The 14680-nt window shown below is 55.1% G+C and carries 17 protein-coding genes; 2 read left to right on the forward strand and 15 right to left on the reverse strand.

Annotated features, from left to right (window positions below):
• The first annotated feature begins 95 nt into the window (after nucleotides 1–95).
• Nucleotides 96–1061 carry a L,D-transpeptidase LdtC gene (gene ldtC, locus UR504_RS03235; protein WP_320739325.1) on the forward strand — a complete coding sequence of 322 codons (966 nt, stop codon included), beginning with the start codon at nucleotides 96–98 and terminating at the stop codon, nucleotides 1059–1061.
• Nucleotides 1062–1136: 75 nt separating this feature from the next.
• Here ldtC and bhsA read toward each other — a convergent pair whose 3' ends face one another.
• Complete coding sequence (gene bhsA / locus UR504_RS03240) at nucleotides 1137–1394, reverse strand: multiple stress resistance protein BhsA (RefSeq protein WP_008500777.1); 258 nt, start codon at nucleotides 1392–1394, stop codon at nucleotides 1137–1139.
• 244 nt (nucleotides 1395–1638) lie between these two features.
• Between bhsA and UR504_RS03245 the strand changes: the two genes are divergently transcribed.
• Entirely contained in the window at nucleotides 1639–2274 is a 636-nt protein-coding gene (locus tag UR504_RS03245) for a TetR/AcrR family transcriptional regulator (protein ID WP_024909039.1), read from the forward strand.
• Between the two features lie 59 nt (nucleotides 2275–2333).
• On the opposite strand, the gene UR504_RS03250 is transcribed toward UR504_RS03245, so the two are convergent.
• The 14 genes from UR504_RS03250 to pabC all read right to left on the reverse strand — a co-directional run bounded on the left by UR504_RS03250 (nucleotide 2334) and on the right by pabC (nucleotide 14671).
• Nucleotides 2334–2873, reverse strand: coding sequence for a glycine zipper 2TM domain-containing protein (locus tag UR504_RS03250; protein ID WP_008500779.1), 540 nt, complete (start codon nucleotides 2871–2873; stop codon nucleotides 2334–2336).
• A 193-nt stretch (nucleotides 2874–3066) separates the two neighbouring features.
• Nucleotides 3067–4371 carry an NAD(P)/FAD-dependent oxidoreductase gene (locus UR504_RS03255; protein WP_008500780.1) on the reverse strand — a complete coding sequence of 435 codons (1305 nt, stop codon included), beginning with the start codon at nucleotides 4369–4371 and terminating at the stop codon, nucleotides 3067–3069.
• A 238-nt stretch (nucleotides 4372–4609) separates the two neighbouring features.
• Nucleotides 4610–5152 (reverse strand): alpha/beta hydrolase YcfP, encoded by a 543-nt coding sequence (gene ycfP / locus UR504_RS03260; RefSeq protein WP_008500781.1) that lies wholly within the window; start codon nucleotides 5150–5152, stop codon nucleotides 4610–4612.
• A gap of 34 nt (nucleotides 5153–5186) precedes the next feature.
• Nucleotides 5187–6212, reverse strand: coding sequence for a beta-N-acetylhexosaminidase (gene nagZ / locus UR504_RS03265; RefSeq protein WP_127732759.1), 1026 nt, complete (start codon nucleotides 6210–6212; stop codon nucleotides 5187–5189).
• A gap of 11 nt (nucleotides 6213–6223) precedes the next feature.
• Nucleotides 6224–7048: a thiamine kinase gene (thiK, locus tag UR504_RS03270; RefSeq protein ID WP_302234738.1), complete on the reverse strand. Its 825-nt coding sequence runs from the start codon at nucleotides 7046–7048 to the stop codon at nucleotides 6224–6226.
• Nucleotides 7029–7676, reverse strand: a complete 648-nt coding sequence (gene lpoB, locus UR504_RS03275; protein ID WP_047650878.1) for a penicillin-binding protein activator LpoB — start codon at nucleotides 7674–7676, stop codon at nucleotides 7029–7031. Before lpoB ends, thiK begins: the two co-directional genes overlap by 20 nt.
• Before the next feature lie 10 nt (nucleotides 7677–7686).
• Nucleotides 7687–8061 (reverse strand): YcfL family protein, encoded by a 375-nt coding sequence (locus UR504_RS03280; protein ID WP_111965547.1) that lies wholly within the window; start codon nucleotides 8059–8061, stop codon nucleotides 7687–7689.
• 1 nt (nucleotide 8062) lies between these two features.
• Nucleotides 8063–8422 carry a purine nucleoside phosphoramidase gene (gene hinT, locus UR504_RS03285; protein WP_302234737.1) on the reverse strand — a complete coding sequence of 120 codons (360 nt, stop codon included), beginning with the start codon at nucleotides 8420–8422 and terminating at the stop codon, nucleotides 8063–8065.
• Between the two features lie 246 nt (nucleotides 8423–8668).
• On the reverse strand, nucleotides 8669–10102 hold the full coding sequence (gene ptsG / locus UR504_RS03290) for a PTS glucose transporter subunit IIBC (protein WP_023311158.1): 1434 nt from the start codon (nucleotides 10100–10102) through the stop codon (nucleotides 8669–8671).
• Between the two features lie 297 nt (nucleotides 10103–10399).
• Nucleotides 10400–11194: a metal-dependent hydrolase gene (locus tag UR504_RS03295; protein ID WP_302234736.1), complete on the reverse strand. Its 795-nt coding sequence runs from the start codon at nucleotides 11192–11194 to the stop codon at nucleotides 10400–10402.
• A gap of 10 nt (nucleotides 11195–11204) precedes the next feature.
• On the reverse strand, nucleotides 11205–12209 hold the full coding sequence (gene holB, locus UR504_RS03300) for a DNA polymerase III subunit delta' (protein ID WP_302234735.1): 1005 nt from the start codon (nucleotides 12207–12209) through the stop codon (nucleotides 11205–11207).
• Entirely contained in the window at nucleotides 12206–12847 is a 642-nt protein-coding gene (tmk, locus tag UR504_RS03305; RefSeq protein ID WP_133294167.1) for a dTMP kinase, read from the reverse strand. Before tmk ends, holB begins: the two co-directional genes overlap by 4 nt.
• Nucleotides 12837–13859: a cell division protein YceG gene (gene yceG / locus UR504_RS03310; RefSeq protein WP_111965543.1), complete on the reverse strand. Its 1023-nt coding sequence runs from the start codon at nucleotides 13857–13859 to the stop codon at nucleotides 12837–12839. The genes tmk and yceG overlap by 11 nt, the downstream gene beginning before the upstream one ends.
• Nucleotides 13860–13861: 2 nt before the next feature.
• Entirely contained in the window at nucleotides 13862–14671 is an 810-nt protein-coding gene (gene pabC / locus UR504_RS03315) for an aminodeoxychorismate lyase (RefSeq protein ID WP_302234734.1), read from the reverse strand.
• Nucleotides 14672–14680: the final 9 nt, after the last annotated feature.

The raw sequence follows: 14680 nt of genomic DNA on the forward strand, positions 1-14680 counted from the left end.
TGCACTTCACCCGATCTTCCCGACACACCCATTCGCCATAATTATCGTTAACGCCTTATAAAACAATAACCTTATCATTTACATGGATTATGGTGATGATGACCTCTTCGCGTATTACTCGCTGGTTAACCCTGTTTGCGCTGGCAGCCACCGTCGCGGTGGCGCTTCCCGCTCGCGCAAATACCTGGCCCCTCCCTCCGCCCGGCAGCAAGGTCGTGGGGGAAAACCGCTTTCATGTGGTTGAAAATAATGGCGGTTCGCTGGAAGCCATTGCCAAAAAATATAATGTCGGTTTTCTGGCTCTGCTGCAGGCGAACCCCGGCGTCGACCCGTACGTCCCGCGCGCGGGCAGCGTATTGACAATCCCGTTACAGACTATCCTTCCGGACGCCCCGCGCGAGGGGATCGTGATAAACCTGGCGGAGCTACGCCTGTACTATTATCCGCCGGGTAAAAATGAGGTAACCGTCTACCCGATTGGTATTGGTCAGCTGGGCGGCGACACCCTGACGCCGACGATGGTCACAACCGTCTCGGATAAACGCGCGAATCCAACCTGGACCCCGACGGCCAATATTCGTGCCCGTTATAAAGCTCAGGGCATCGATCTTCCGGCCGTGGTGCCAGCAGGCCCGGATAACCCGATGGGTCACCACGCAATCCGTCTGGCGGCCTACGGCGGCGTTTACCTGCTGCACGGAACGAATGCGGACTTTGGCATCGGCATGCGCGTCAGCTCCGGCTGCATTCGTCTGCGCGATGACGATATCAAAACGCTGTTTAACGTCGTTACGCCGGGTACCAAAGTGAATATTATCAATACGCCGATTAAGGTTTCTGAGGAGCCGGGCAGCGTGCGGCTGGTTGAAATTCATCAGCCGCTATCGAAAAACATTGGCGACGATCCGCAGACGCTGCCCATTAACCTGAATGCCGCGATGGTAAGCTTCAAAACGAATGCGAATACCAACAGCGTGGTGATGGAGCGCGCAATGGAGGCCCGCTCAGGCATGCCGACCGATGTCACCCGGCATCACGGCGTCGTCCAGCAGTCGATGTAAATCAGAAATAAAAAAACGCCCTGCTCAGCAGGGCGTTTTTTATTGCAGTGGCATAAATGAGGGTTTATGCCCGGCTTATTTGTAGATGACGGCGGTGCCGTGCAGGGTGTTAGGACCGGTCACAGAGGTGATGCGGTAAGATTTTGCACCCATCTCTTGCGCTTTTTGTGCCAGCTGATCTTCCAGGGAACCCAGGTTAGTACCGGCAGACGCAGAAATGGTCCCGACTTTATGCTGATCGACCGGGGTGGACTGTACCTGTACAGCAGCAAAGCTTGCGAAAGAGAGTGAACTCAGAACAGCGGCAGCGATGAGGGTTTTTACGTTTTTCATGATGTTTACCTTTAGCAGATGAATTTGGAGGTCGTTAATCATTTAGTTAACGATCGATAGGTAAATCATAAATGTGATCCACATCACGCGTCAACATAATTTTATAATGACCATTAACTTAATTTTAAAGTCGTTATTTTTCATACTCATATGATTAATTTATTTTTAAGCATTCAGCGCTGGTGGTGACTTGCGTTTATTTTTATAATGGTCATTCAACAAATCAACAGAGGACCAACGGCAAATGACAACCGACGTCACGAGTTGTGCGAAGAAAAGCCGTGGCCGACCAAAAGTGTTTGACAGGGATGCAGCGCTTGATAAGGCCATGACTCTCTTCTGGCAACATGGGTATGAAGCAACCTCGCTTTCCGATCTGGTAGAAGCTACCGGAGCAAAAGCGCCGACGCTGTATGCCGAATTTACCAATAAAGAGGGGCTGTTCAGGGCGGTGCTGGACAGATACATTTCGCGCTTTGCGGCGAAACACGAAGCCCAGCTGTTTTGTGAAGAGAAAAGCGTCGAACAGGCGCTTCGGGATTATTTCACCGCCGTCGCGACCTGCTTCACCAGTAAAGAGACGCCTGCGGGCTGCTTTATGATTAATACCTCTGCCACCCTGGCGGCGTCCTCTAAAGAGATTGCCAACACGGTGAAATCGCGGCATGCCATGCAGGAGGAGACGCTTAGCGCATTTCTGGCTCAGCGCCAGCAGCGCGGTGAAATCCCTGCCCAGTGCAACCCACAGCTGCTGGCGCAATACCTGAGCTGTATTTTGCAGGGGATGTCGATCAGCGCCCGTGAAGGGGCTACGCTGGAAAAACTGCAGAATATAAGCGAAACCACGCTGCGGCTGTGGCCTGAGCTACTGAAAATCTGAAGCAAAAAAAAGCTCCTCAGCCTGAGCGCATGAGGAGCTAAATTCAGAGAACATCTTTTTTACACTTTGTTATTCAGAACCAGCTGGCCATTTCCATCCAGTGGAATTTGCGTGCCCGGGTCTTTATCCATGCGGATTTTGCCCTGCTGATCGCCAATTTTGTACGTCACGTCATAGCCCAGCATTTTTTCCGACTTGTCATAGACGGTTTTGCAGCGCTGCTGAGTCGTGGTGTAGGTATCGTTATCCTGCATCGCGCCCTGCACCTGGTTACCGGCATAGCCGCCACCCAGCGCGCCGACCACGGTCGCCACATCTTTACCCCGGCCGCCGCCGAACTGGTGACCAATCACGCCACCCGCTACCGCGCCCAGAACAGAACCGGCGATACGGTTTTCATCCTGCACCGGACGACGATGCGTCACGGAGACGTTACGGCACTCCTGACGAGGCGTTTTTACCGTTTCTTTAATCGGTGTAGCAGAAACCACCTGCGCATACTGCGGGCCGCGATCTAATACGTTGAGACTGGCAACGGCAGCCACACCTAACGCAGCCGCGACGCCAATCCCTATACCCGCCAACATTGATTTATTCACGGGACTTCCTCCTTTGTTGCTATTGGTAACAATTTTGCAATGGAGGCACGGCTTCGCCAATCAGATAAAGGATCAAAAAAGGGGCGTTCAGAGGAGATATATTGTATTTAGGAGAACTCTTAAGCACTCAATCTGTGATCTACAGCATGAAATGCTAAAAACTCCCTCCGGAGAGCCCGGAGGGAGTGAAAGATTAGTGCAGCTTCAGACGCGGACGGATCACGCGGTTGATTCTGCCGACCAGCATCATCAGCCCGGTTTTGAAATAGCCGTGCAGCGCAATCTGGTGCATACGATACAGGGAGATATACACGAAGCGGGCAATGCGCCCTTCTACCATCATCGAGCCGCGCATCAGGTTACCCATCAGGCTGCCGACGGTAGAGAAGTTTGACAGAGACACCAGAGAACCATGGTCTTTGTAGACATAGGCCTTCATTGGCTTGCCTTTGTACTGTGCCAGAATGTTGTGCAGGACCAGGCTTGCCATCTGGTGAGCGGCCTGCGCGCGCGGCGGCACAAATCCACCTTCAGGACGCGCGCAGGAGGCGCAGTCACCGATAGCAAAGATTTCAGGGTCACGCGTGGTTTGCAGCGTCGGCTCGGTTACCAGCTGGTTAATGCGGTTGGTTTCCAGACCGCCGATATCTTTCATAAAGTCAGGCGCTTTGATGCCGGCCGCCCAGACCATCAGATCCGCTTTGATATACTCGCCGTCTTTGGTGTGCAGGCCGCCTTCGTCGGCGCTGGTCACCATGGTCTGCGTCAGTACCCGCACGCCCAGCTTGGTGAGTTCATTGTGCGCCGCACCGGAAATACGCGGAGGCAGCGCAGGCAGAATGCGTTCACCGGCTTCGACCAGCGTGACGTTCAGCGCTTCATTCGTTAATCCTTTATAACCGTAGCTGTGCAGCTGCTTCACCGCATTGTGCAGCTCCGCAGACAGCTCAACGCCCGTCGCACCGCCGCCGACAATGGCGATATTTACCTTACCGTTCGCCCCCATATTGCTGGTGTACTTCAGGAACAGGTTCAGCATTTCCTGATGGAAACGACGCGCCTGGTGCGGGTTATCGAGGAAGATACAGTGCTCTTTCACGCCCGGCGTGTTGAAGTCGTTGGAGGTACTGCCCAGCGCCATGACCAGCGTGTCGTACGGCAGCTTGCGTTCAGGAACCAGCAGCTCCCCTTTTTCATCGCGCAGTTCTGCCAGAGTGATGGTTTTGCTTTCACGGTTGATGTCCACCACCGAGCCCAGCTGGAACTGGAAATGGTGGTTGCGCGCGTGCGCCAGATAGCTGAGCGCGTCCACGCCCTCATCCAGAGAACCGGTCGCCACTTCGTGCAGCAGCGGTTTCCACAGGTGGCTGTGGTTACGATCCACCAGCGTAATTTTGGCTTTTTTACCGCGACCCAGCTTCTTGCCCAGCTGTGTCGCCAGCTCCAGCCCGCCAGCACCACCGCCTACAATCACTATCTTTTTCAATGGAGTAGTCAACGTGACCCCCTCAAATTATTAACCAATTGTTAATTAAAAGTTATAAAAATAACCCTTAATTAACAACAGGTTACAGCACTGAAACCATTCAGGTGCATTGAGAATACCACGTCAGGCGCATTGGTCATACCAAAATTGATATGCATCAAGTTTTGATGGCTTAAAAGTAGACAATTCTGGTCAAAAAGAAAGCCCGGCACGCTTTCACGGCCGGGCTTCGACGCCTGCAGGCAAGAAATTAACCCAGCGTTTTAAATGCTTTGATACGCTGCAGGTGCGGGGAGATGTTTTTGAACTTGTGGGTCTGTTCTTCGTCCCAGACAATTTCGTAATAATGATGCAGCAGCTCTGCCGCCCGGTGGCTGTTGAGCGCCTCATCGTTACGCGACAGGATCACAAGACAGCGGTCACGGTTTTTCTCACGAAAATTGCTCACGCACTTGGTCGCAATATCGACATACTCTTCCGGGCGGTCAATTTTGCCTTCCATGTTCTCGTTCGGGAACAGGTTAGGATTGAATACCACCTGACGGATGTCGCACAGGAAGCCAATGCGCTCCGCCCAGTAGCCGCCCAGCCCCACGCCGCAGATCAACGGGCGATCGTCGACGTTGAGCTGCAACATCTTGTCCACCTCTTTGAGCAGATGCTGCATATCGTGCTTCGGATGGCGCGTGCTGTAGCTGATCAACCGTACATCCGGATCGATAAACTGCAGCTGCAGCACCTTCTCATGATTACCAGGGCTGTTTGAGTCAAAACCGTGTAAATAGATGATCATCGTCTTCTCACCACGCTACGCCTTCCGGGAGGGTTTACAGGCTGGCTTTATGTGCCTGCCAGCGCTCATTCAGGTCTTCAAGCCGGGCGTTGACCGTCTTCCAGCGCGCCGAATCCATCAGCTCCTGACGGCTAAATGAACCTTTATGATACAATTGTGTAACACGCTCAGCTTTGATCGGCGACAGGTTATCCAGCACGCTAACGGCACCTTTACGATTATTGCAGACCAGGATCATATCGCAACCTGCATCCAGCGACGCCTGGCCGCGCTCAGCGTAGCTGCCCATAATCGCCGCCCCTTCCATCGATAAATCGTCAGAGAAGATCACGCCATTGAAGCCCAGCTCCTGACGCAGAACGGTTTTCAGCCAGTGCGGAGAGCCGCTGGCAGGGCGCGGGTCAACGTCGCTATAAATCACGTGCGCAGGCATGATGGCATCCAGCTTGTTGTCGGTGATGAGCGACCTGAACACCGACATATCTTTCGCGCGAATTTCCGCTTCCGGGCGCGGATCGCGCGGGGTCTCTTTATGCGAGTCCGCCGTAACCGCCCCGTGGCCCGGGAAGTGTTTCCCGGTGGTTTTCATCCCGGCATCGTGCATGCCGTCGATGAACCGGGTCGCCATGGCCAGCGCAATGCGCGGATCTTCATGGTACGAGCGCTCGCCAATGGCGGCACTGATATGCCCCACGTCCAGAACCGGGGCAAAACTGATGTCGATATCCATGGCAATCATTTCACTGGCCATCAGCCAGCCGGCCTCCTGCGCCAGTTTCCCGCCCTCTTCCGTGCCGAGCAGCGCGGCAAAAGACTGGGCTGCCGGCAGGCGGGTAAACCCTTCGCGAAAACGCTGCACGCGTCCGCCTTCCTGATCGACGGCGACCACCAGATGGTTGCGCGACGCGGCGCGGATCTGACGCACCAGCTCACGCAGCTGCGCCGGATCGTGATAGTTGCGGGTAAACAGGATAAGCCCCCCCACCAGCGGATGCGCCAGAATTTCACGCTCCTCCGCATCCAGCTCAAACCCTTCTACATCCAACATGACTGGACCCACATCCACCTCTCTTATCCTTTAGTTTGTAACTGACGCCAGGCATCGTCTGCCAGCGCAATAAATTGTTTGTCTCGGGACTGCCGATAGCGCATTTCAAACCAGCCAGCCATTAACATGACGACCCAGGGCCGCCAGCGTTTGACCTGACGCTTCAGCGCGTCGGCGTTAATGTGTGCCACCTGGGCGTAGTCCATGATGAGCATTTGCCGCGCGGCTTCACTCTCCGTCCAGACGGCCGCCAGCTCCAGCGCGACATCGCCATCTCCGGCATATTCCCAGTCGATAAGCCTGATGCCCGCTGACGTATGCACAATATTTCCGGCATGAACATCCATGTGCAGCGGCGAGAGCCGAATCGGCTGCGGCTCGCCCGTTTTACGCAGCCGCCTGAGATGTGCCAGCCACACTGGAGTGCGCCTGTCAGGCAGGGCCTGCTGCCAGTAGTGTTCAAGCAGCGGGAATAACGTAGTTCGCCATCCCAGACGTGGCTGCTGGTGCAGATGATACAGCATCGCCGCGAGCACAGGCGTGTCCGGCAGCGCGCTTTTAACATCACCTTCCAGATAGTCGACGGCCATCCAGCCCTGTCTGAAAAAACGAGGGGCAGGCACGAGATCTGACGGTAGACGCCTCAGGGCGCGAAACTGACGACGGAAATGGGAGGCAGGCGCATCGGGGTCATGGTTTTGCCGCAAGACCAGACGTTGTTCGCCCTGCGCTATAATGCAACTCGCGCCGCCAAGCCCGGAATGGGCCTGCGGCGCGATAAGGCGGTACTGAGGAAAATAGCGCGTCAGAATCTCTTCACGCGTGCTGTCATTGTTGCGTAACCGCACCTTTACCTGACCAGATAATTTCGCCTGTCTGAACCAGCATCAGCTGCATCTGCAGGGCTGGTGTATTCACGTTACCGGTGGCGTTAGAGTAAAGCACATACTGTGCGCCAACGTTACGGGCAATACCGATCGCCTTGCTGCGGGTACCGAGGCTATCCTGCGGCGAAAGGCCCAGCTGCTGTTTGGCTACCGCGAGCTGTTGAGCTGAGACCAGCGTAAACTTACCGTTGTTTGCCAGGGCATTGCGCAGAGTTTCCGTCGCTTCACCCGCATTCAGCGAACCGTTGGTACGGTTGTTCACGCTATCGACCAGCAACACGCTACCTGCCGTCACGCCCTGTGCCTGCAGCATTTTGCCGACCATGGGCTGCATTGCGCCGTTCCAGTCGTAATGACGCACGCGCGGCGTGGGTTGCGACGTCTGGTCCGGATGTTCAATCGGGCCTGGCTGTGACGGAATAGACGGCACAGACGGCACGGTTGGCTGCTGCTGCGTTGGCGGCGTCGGCTGTTCAGTGCCCGGTTTCGCCTCTTCCACAGGCGCTGGCTGTTCAGTTCGGGTCACACACCCTGCCAGGAACAGAGCGAAAGCTGTCACGAGCGCATAGCGGCTCAAATTTTTAATCAAGGTTCACCCCTCAGAGATAAAGATAAAGTCTCACCTTATGTGCACCCAGATAGTTGGCGCTGCCATAGAGCGTTACCGACGACCTGGCCGGAATGGTGACGCTGCGAGGCGCCTCCAGCGGATGCATTTCAAGACCTCTTACGTCATACCAGAAAAAACGGTAGTGGACCGTCACGGGCTCATGTCTTTCATTAAAGAGCGTAGAGGAGGCAGATGAGTTGATTTCACTGATAGTCAACGCGGGCTGTTGCGCCGTGATGCCCGCGGCAAGCACGGAGGATTCCATGACCAGCGTCTGTTCATCATTCACGGGGATCGCCGGGCGCGAGCTGCACCCCACAATCATCATCGTCATTATCAGCGCTGCAATACGCCCTTTAAGCATGTCAAAGACCTTTATGTGCCAGCATCGGTCCCAGAGGACGACCACCCAGCAGATGCATGTGAATATGATAAACTTCCTGGCCACCGTGACGGTTGCAGTTCATGATCAGACGATAACCGTCTTGTGCAATGCCTTCCTGTTCAGCGATTTTCGCGGCCACCGTCAGCATACGACCTAACACCACTTCATGCTCGGTTTTTACGTCGTTTACAGTCGGAATCAGAATATTGGGAATAATAAGGATGTGCGTCGGGGCCTGAGGGGAAATGTCCCGGAAAGCCGTCACCAGTTCATCCTGATAGACGATATCCGACGGAATTTCGCGGCGGATAATTTTACTGAAAATCGTTTCTTCAGCCATGACCTTTTCCTTTTTTGTTTAATCTGGCGCAATGCGTCCGCTGTAAACACACTCCCGGGATCGGTGTGTGACACAATGCAAGAGTATGAGCGAGTTTCTCCTGTCCTTTCAACCTCCTCCCTCGATTTCTTTCCTGAATGTTCATCAGCTGACTGAAGAGTGACCGCTCTTGTGCCTCAGTGGCGTTTTTAAGACACAAATAAAAAAGGCAGCCATTCGGCTGCCTTAGTCTCCCCAGGTCACAACTTAGTTGCTGCGGATGTACTCATCCATTTCGGTTTTCAGGTTATCGGATTTGGTACCGAAGATTGCCTGTACACCAGAACCTGCAACAACTACGCCCGCTGCGCCCAGTTTTTTCAGACCCGGCTGGTCTACTTTCGCTACGTCGGCAACGCTCACACGCAGACGAGTGATGCACGCGTCCAGGTTAGTGATGTTCTCTTTACCGCCGAACGCTGCGACCAGTGCCGGAGCCATTTCGCTGGTCGCGCCAGCTTTGCTGTCTTCTGTCGCATCTTCACGACCCGGAGTTTTCAGGTCCAGTGCTTTAATCAGCACGCGGAAGATGGTGTAGTAAACAACGGCATAGCACGCACCCACGATAGGGAACAGCCACAGTTTGCTGCTGTTACCGGACAGAACGATGAAGTCGATCAGGCCGTGAGAGAAGGACGTACCGTCACGCATACCCAGCAGGATACAGATTGGGAACGCCAGGCCCGCCAGAATCGCGTGGATAACGTACAGGATCGGCGCAACGAACATGAAGGAGAACTCGATCGGCTCGGTGATGCCGGTCAGGAACGAGGTCAGCGCTGCGGAGATCATGATACCGCCCACTTTTGCACGGTTCTCTGGCTTAGCAGAGTGCCAGATAGCAATCGCCGCTGCTGGCAGACCGTACATTTTGAACAGGAAGCCACCAGACAGTTTACCTGCAGTTGGGTCGCCCGCCATGTAACGTGGGATATCGCCGTGGAATACCTGGCCTGCTGCGTTGGTGAATTCACCAATCTGCATCTGGAAAGGAACGTTCCAGATGTGGTGCAGACCGAATGGCACCAGGCAACGCTCGATGAAGCCGTAGATACCAAACGCCACAACCGGGTTCTGGTAAGCAGCCCACTGAGAGAAGGTCTGGATAGCAGAGCCGATTGGTGGCCAGATGAAGGAAAGGATCACGCCAGTGAAAATCGCTGCCAGACCAGAAATGATCGGAACGAAACGCTTGCCCGCAAAGAAGCCCAGATACTCAGGCAGCTTGATGCGATAGAAGCGGTTAAACATATACGCTGCAATCGCACCGGAGATGATACCGCCCAGAACACCTGTGTCTGCCAGGTGTTTCGCGGCGATCTCTTCTGCCGGTAAATGCAGAACCAGCGGCGCAACCACAGCCATGGTTTTCACCATGATGCCGTAGGCAACCACTGCAGCCAGCGCAGAAACGCCGTCGTTATTGGTGAAGCCCAGAGCCACACCGATCGCGAAGATCAGTGGCATGTTAGCAAAGACAGAACCGCCTGCTTCGGCCATCACGTGGGACACTACGGCTGGCAGCCAGCTGAAGTTAGCAGAACCGACACCCAGCAGGATACCTGCGATAGGCAGTACGGATACTGGCAGCATCAGCGATTTACCGACCTTTTGCAGGTTAGCAAATGCATTCTTAAACATAATTGAGAGTGCTCCTGAGTATTTGTGCTTTTTTTACGCTTTCACGCATTGGCCCGGGGGGAGTACCGTGCCGTGGACAGGACATCTAAGCGCCCTTTATTTATTACACAGAGTAAAATAATTCCCTCTGAGTTTGTTTGACGGCTATCACGTTTCAGCTTAAGGCGGTCGAAAAACTTTCAGTTATTTACAAAAAGCATGTCCGGATGTGTCTAAAAACACCCTCACCGCCCCAAATGAGGCGGTGAACTTTACTCGCTTTACTTATTAATTACGAGCCTAAAAAAAACAGGTGTATCAGACAGATTGCAGGCGGGCGGGGTCAATATGGAACAGCGCGGAGAAGTTTTCCGTCGTCACGCGGGCCAGCTCATCGATGCTGACGCCCTTCAGAACGGCCATGTACTCGGCCACGTCTCGCGTCATCGCCGGTTGGTTTTCTTTACCGCGATGCGGTACCGGGGCCAAATACGGAGAGTCTGTCTCCACCAGAATGCGATCGAGCGGAACATAACGCGCGGCATCCCGGAGCTGCTCAGCGTTACGGAACGTCACGATCCCCGAAAACGAGATATAAAATCCCAAATCAAGCAGTTTACCCGCCGTTTCTCTGTCTTCTGTGAAACAGTGTAGTACGCCACCGCAATCCGTCACGTTTTCTTCCCGGAGGATCGCCAGCGTATCCGCACGTGCATCGCGGGTGTGGACGATAACCGGCTTATTCAGTTCACGGCCAATGCGAATATGGTTGCGGAAGGACTCCTGCTGGCGAGATTTGGTTTCCGGCGTGTAGAAATAGTCCAGCCCGGTCTCGCCCATTGCCACCACGCCCTCTTCCGCCGCCAGACGACGCAAATCGTCAACGTCATATTCTTCATCCTGGTTCAGGGGGTGTACGCCGCAGGAGAACACCACGTTATCGCGAACGCCCACCAGCTCGCGCATCGTGCGATAGCCCGGCAGCGTCGTCGCTACCGCAAGGCAGAATTTCACATCGCGGGCGGCGGCTTTTTCCAGCACGTCATCCACGTTTTTATGCAGGGATTGATAATCCAGGCCATCAAGATGGCAGTGTGAGTCGACTAAAAACATAATGTCTCTCTCAGAGATGGGAAACAGGCGGTGTGACGCCGGGTTGCAGGTAATGTTCGATACGCAGTAACTGGTCGGTCAGTAAAAGCTCGCGATTAAGCCCCGTCACGGTTAAAAGCTGTTCACGGCTTTGGCAAATTTCATGAAGCATAGCGTGAAGAACCGTCCCTGAGAGGCGGTTCGCCAGCGTATTCACCAGCGGCCACGCGTCCGGGTTGGTCAAAAGCGTTGCCCCTCGCTGGATTTTGAGCGCATCCAGCAGCAAGGAGGCCAGCCAGTGCAGCCGATCAACGGCCCGCTCGCTGTTAAGCGCAGGCAGTAAACTTAGCCAGTCGTGGTTATTCAGTGCCGTTTCGATGGCACGGCAGAGCGTTTCTCGCTCTGACCAGACGTCAGGCTGCAGTAATGCCAGCGCCGCCGCAGGCGCGCCGCTGCTCAGGCGCAAGGCGGACAGCGCGCTCTCAGGTGACGTTGTCACCTCTCGTTCCAGCCAGCTCAGCGCCCACGATTCCTGAGGAACCGCAAGGTGATGAAGACGACAGCGGCTACGCAGCGTCGCCAGTAATCTTCCCGGGTCGCGGCACGAGAGGAAAAACCACGTTTTTAACGGCGGCTCTTCCAGGGTTTTCAGCAGGGCATTAGCGGCCGCCTCGGTCAGCTGCGTGGCGTCTTTAAGCCAGACCACTTTAGCGCCGCCCAGCCGCGCGTGTTCATACAATTTTTCACTGACTTCCCGCACGGCATCGATACCCAACGCGCTTTTACCCTTCTCAGGCTCAAGGGTGTAGTAGTCAGGATGTGTACCCGCCTGCATCAGGTGGCAGCCACGGCATTTGCCACAGCTCTTATGCCCTTCCGGCTGCTGGCACATCAGAAAACGGGTGATGGCATAAATCAACGCGTCATCGCCCATTCCCGGCAATGCCTGAATCAGTAACGCATGATGCCCCCGCCCCGCCTGATAGCTGCCGATCAGCTGTTCAAAGTGCGGGCGCAACCATGGATACCATTTCATGCCTGCTGCTCCTGCACCCACTGCGTCACGGTTTGCTGAATGTCACGCGTGACGTCGTCCAGGGATTGCGTCGCATCGATGGTACAAATTGAGCTGTCCTGTGCGGCCAGTTCAAGATAGCGCGCACGGGTGCGGTTAAAGAAATCAAACGACTCTTGTTCTATGCGGTCCAGCTCGCCGCGCGCGCGGGCACGCTTGAGGCCCACTTCCGGGGTTACATCCAGATAGAGCGTCAGGTCGGGGCGAAAATCTCCCAGTACGGCATTACGCAGCGTTGCCAGCATGGTCTGGTCGATGCCGCGTCCGCCGCCCTGATACGCCTGAGTCGACAGATCGTGACGGTCACCGATCACCCACTTACCCTCGGCCAGGGCGGGTTTGATCACCGTCTCAACCAGCTGCACGCGCGCCGCGTAGAACATCAGCACTTCGGCTTTGTCAGTGATAACTTCGTCGCCGACGGATTTAATATCCAGCACCAGGCTGCGCAGCTTTTCAGCCAGCTGCGTGCCGCCCGGCTCACGGGTAAACACCATGTCCGCCACGCCAAGTGATTTGAGCGTATCCACTACCACGTTGCGGGCAGTGGTTTTACCCGCCCCTTCAAGTCCCTCAATGACAATGTATTTACTGCGCATTTTTTTCCTTAAGTGCCTTCAGATAGTCCTGAACAGAGCGGTTGTGGCTGGCAAGGTTGGTGTTAAAGGTGTGCCCCCCTTTTCCATCAGCCACAAAATAGAGATACGGTGTTTTAGCCGGATGCGCGGCTGCTTTTAGCGACGCCTCGCTCGGCGTGGCAATCGGGCCTGGCGGTAAACCGCTAATCACGTAGGTATTATACGCCGTTGGCGTCTCCAGATCTTTTCGTGAGATCTTGCCGGCGTAGCTCTCGCCCATGCCGTAGATAACGGTAGGATCGGTTTGCAGACGCATGCCGATACGCAGACGGTTGATAAACACCGACGCCACCCGATCGCGCTCGGCGGCAACGGCGGTCTCTTTCTCAATGATCGAGGCCATGGTTACGAACTGGTTCTGATCGCTGTAAGGCAATCCTTCCATTCGCCCCTGCCAGGCGGCATCCACTGCGGCGACCATTTTTTTGTGCGCCCGCTTAAGGATGGCCACATCGGTCGTGCCTGCCGTGTACATCCAGGTGTCTGGCCAGAACCAGCCTTCCACCCATTCCGGATGCTCAAGCTTCAGCGCTTCTGCTACCGTCTGATAGCTATCGTCTTTTAACGTATGTTTGATATACGGCGCATCGCGCAGCTGTTTAAGGTAATCGCTCAGGCGCATCCCTTCCACAAACCGCAGAGGGAACTGGGCTTCTTTGCCGCTTTCCAGCAGCTGCAGCATCTCCCGGACGGTCATTCCTGGCGTAAAGCGATAGGTGCCGGCTTTGAAATGTGACAGCTCAGGCTCCACGCGCAATAGCCACTGGAATACCCGTGGACGATTAATAATCTTGTCGCCATAGAGCTGTTCCCCAAGCGCCTGACGGCCGGTTCCCGCTTTCAGGGTAAAGATCGTTTCGTCTTTAACCAGGATCTTGCTGTCCGCCAGCTGGCGAACTTTCCATACGCCTGCTCCGCCAGCGATGCCCAGCGCGACGATGAGGATAAGGACAAAGCGCAACATTTTTTTCATGACTATCTGATTTGCTCACATATCGGGGCTAAAAACTGAAACAGCTCGCGCGAGGACCAGCGTTGTTGACCATACGCACGGACGGGTACAACAGGCATCAGCGCGTTGCAGATGATGACTTCATCTGCGGCCTTTAGCGCGGTTTCTCCTGCACTAACTTCGACAACGCGAAAGTCAGAGCGTGCCAGCTGTTCCAGACAAAACTGACGCATTAACCCATTTACGCCAGCGTGTTCCAGCGACGGAGTGAACACCTCTCCCCCCTGCCGCCAGAATAAATTAGCCGCACAGCATTCCGTAATGAACCCTTCGCTGTCAAGAACCAGCGCCTCATTGGCGTCCGTCTGTTCAAGATGAGTACGAATGAGCACCTGCTCCAGGCGATTGAGATGCTTAAGCCCGGCCAGCATCGGGTTTCGTCCCAGTCGCACCGGGCTCAGCGTCAGCGTGACGCCGTCTTCTCGCCAGTGAGAGTAATGCGCGGGATAAGCTGATACGGAGAGGATTCGCGTTGGGTTGAGACACGATGCAGCGCTATAACCCCGGCCACCACTGCCGCGGCTGATAATGACTTTGAGTACCCCGCTGTCCTTCCCCGTAGCCAGCTGGCACATTTCCTGACGCAGCATGTCCCAGTGCGTAAAAGGGGTCATTAGCTTTTCACAGCCATGCTGCAGGCGTCGAATATGCGCCTCCAGCAGGCAGACATCGCCATCCAGAATGCGCGCCGTCGTAAAGCAACCATCACCGAACTGTATCGCCCTGTCGCTGGCAGGCAGCGTGTCCTGCTCAAGGCCATTGATTAAAAACATGGTGGCTCC

The organism is Enterobacter sp. 241F3 (genome assembly GCF_034106785.1).
GTDB lineage: Bacteria > Pseudomonadota > Gammaproteobacteria > Enterobacterales > Enterobacteriaceae > Enterobacter > Enterobacter vonholyi.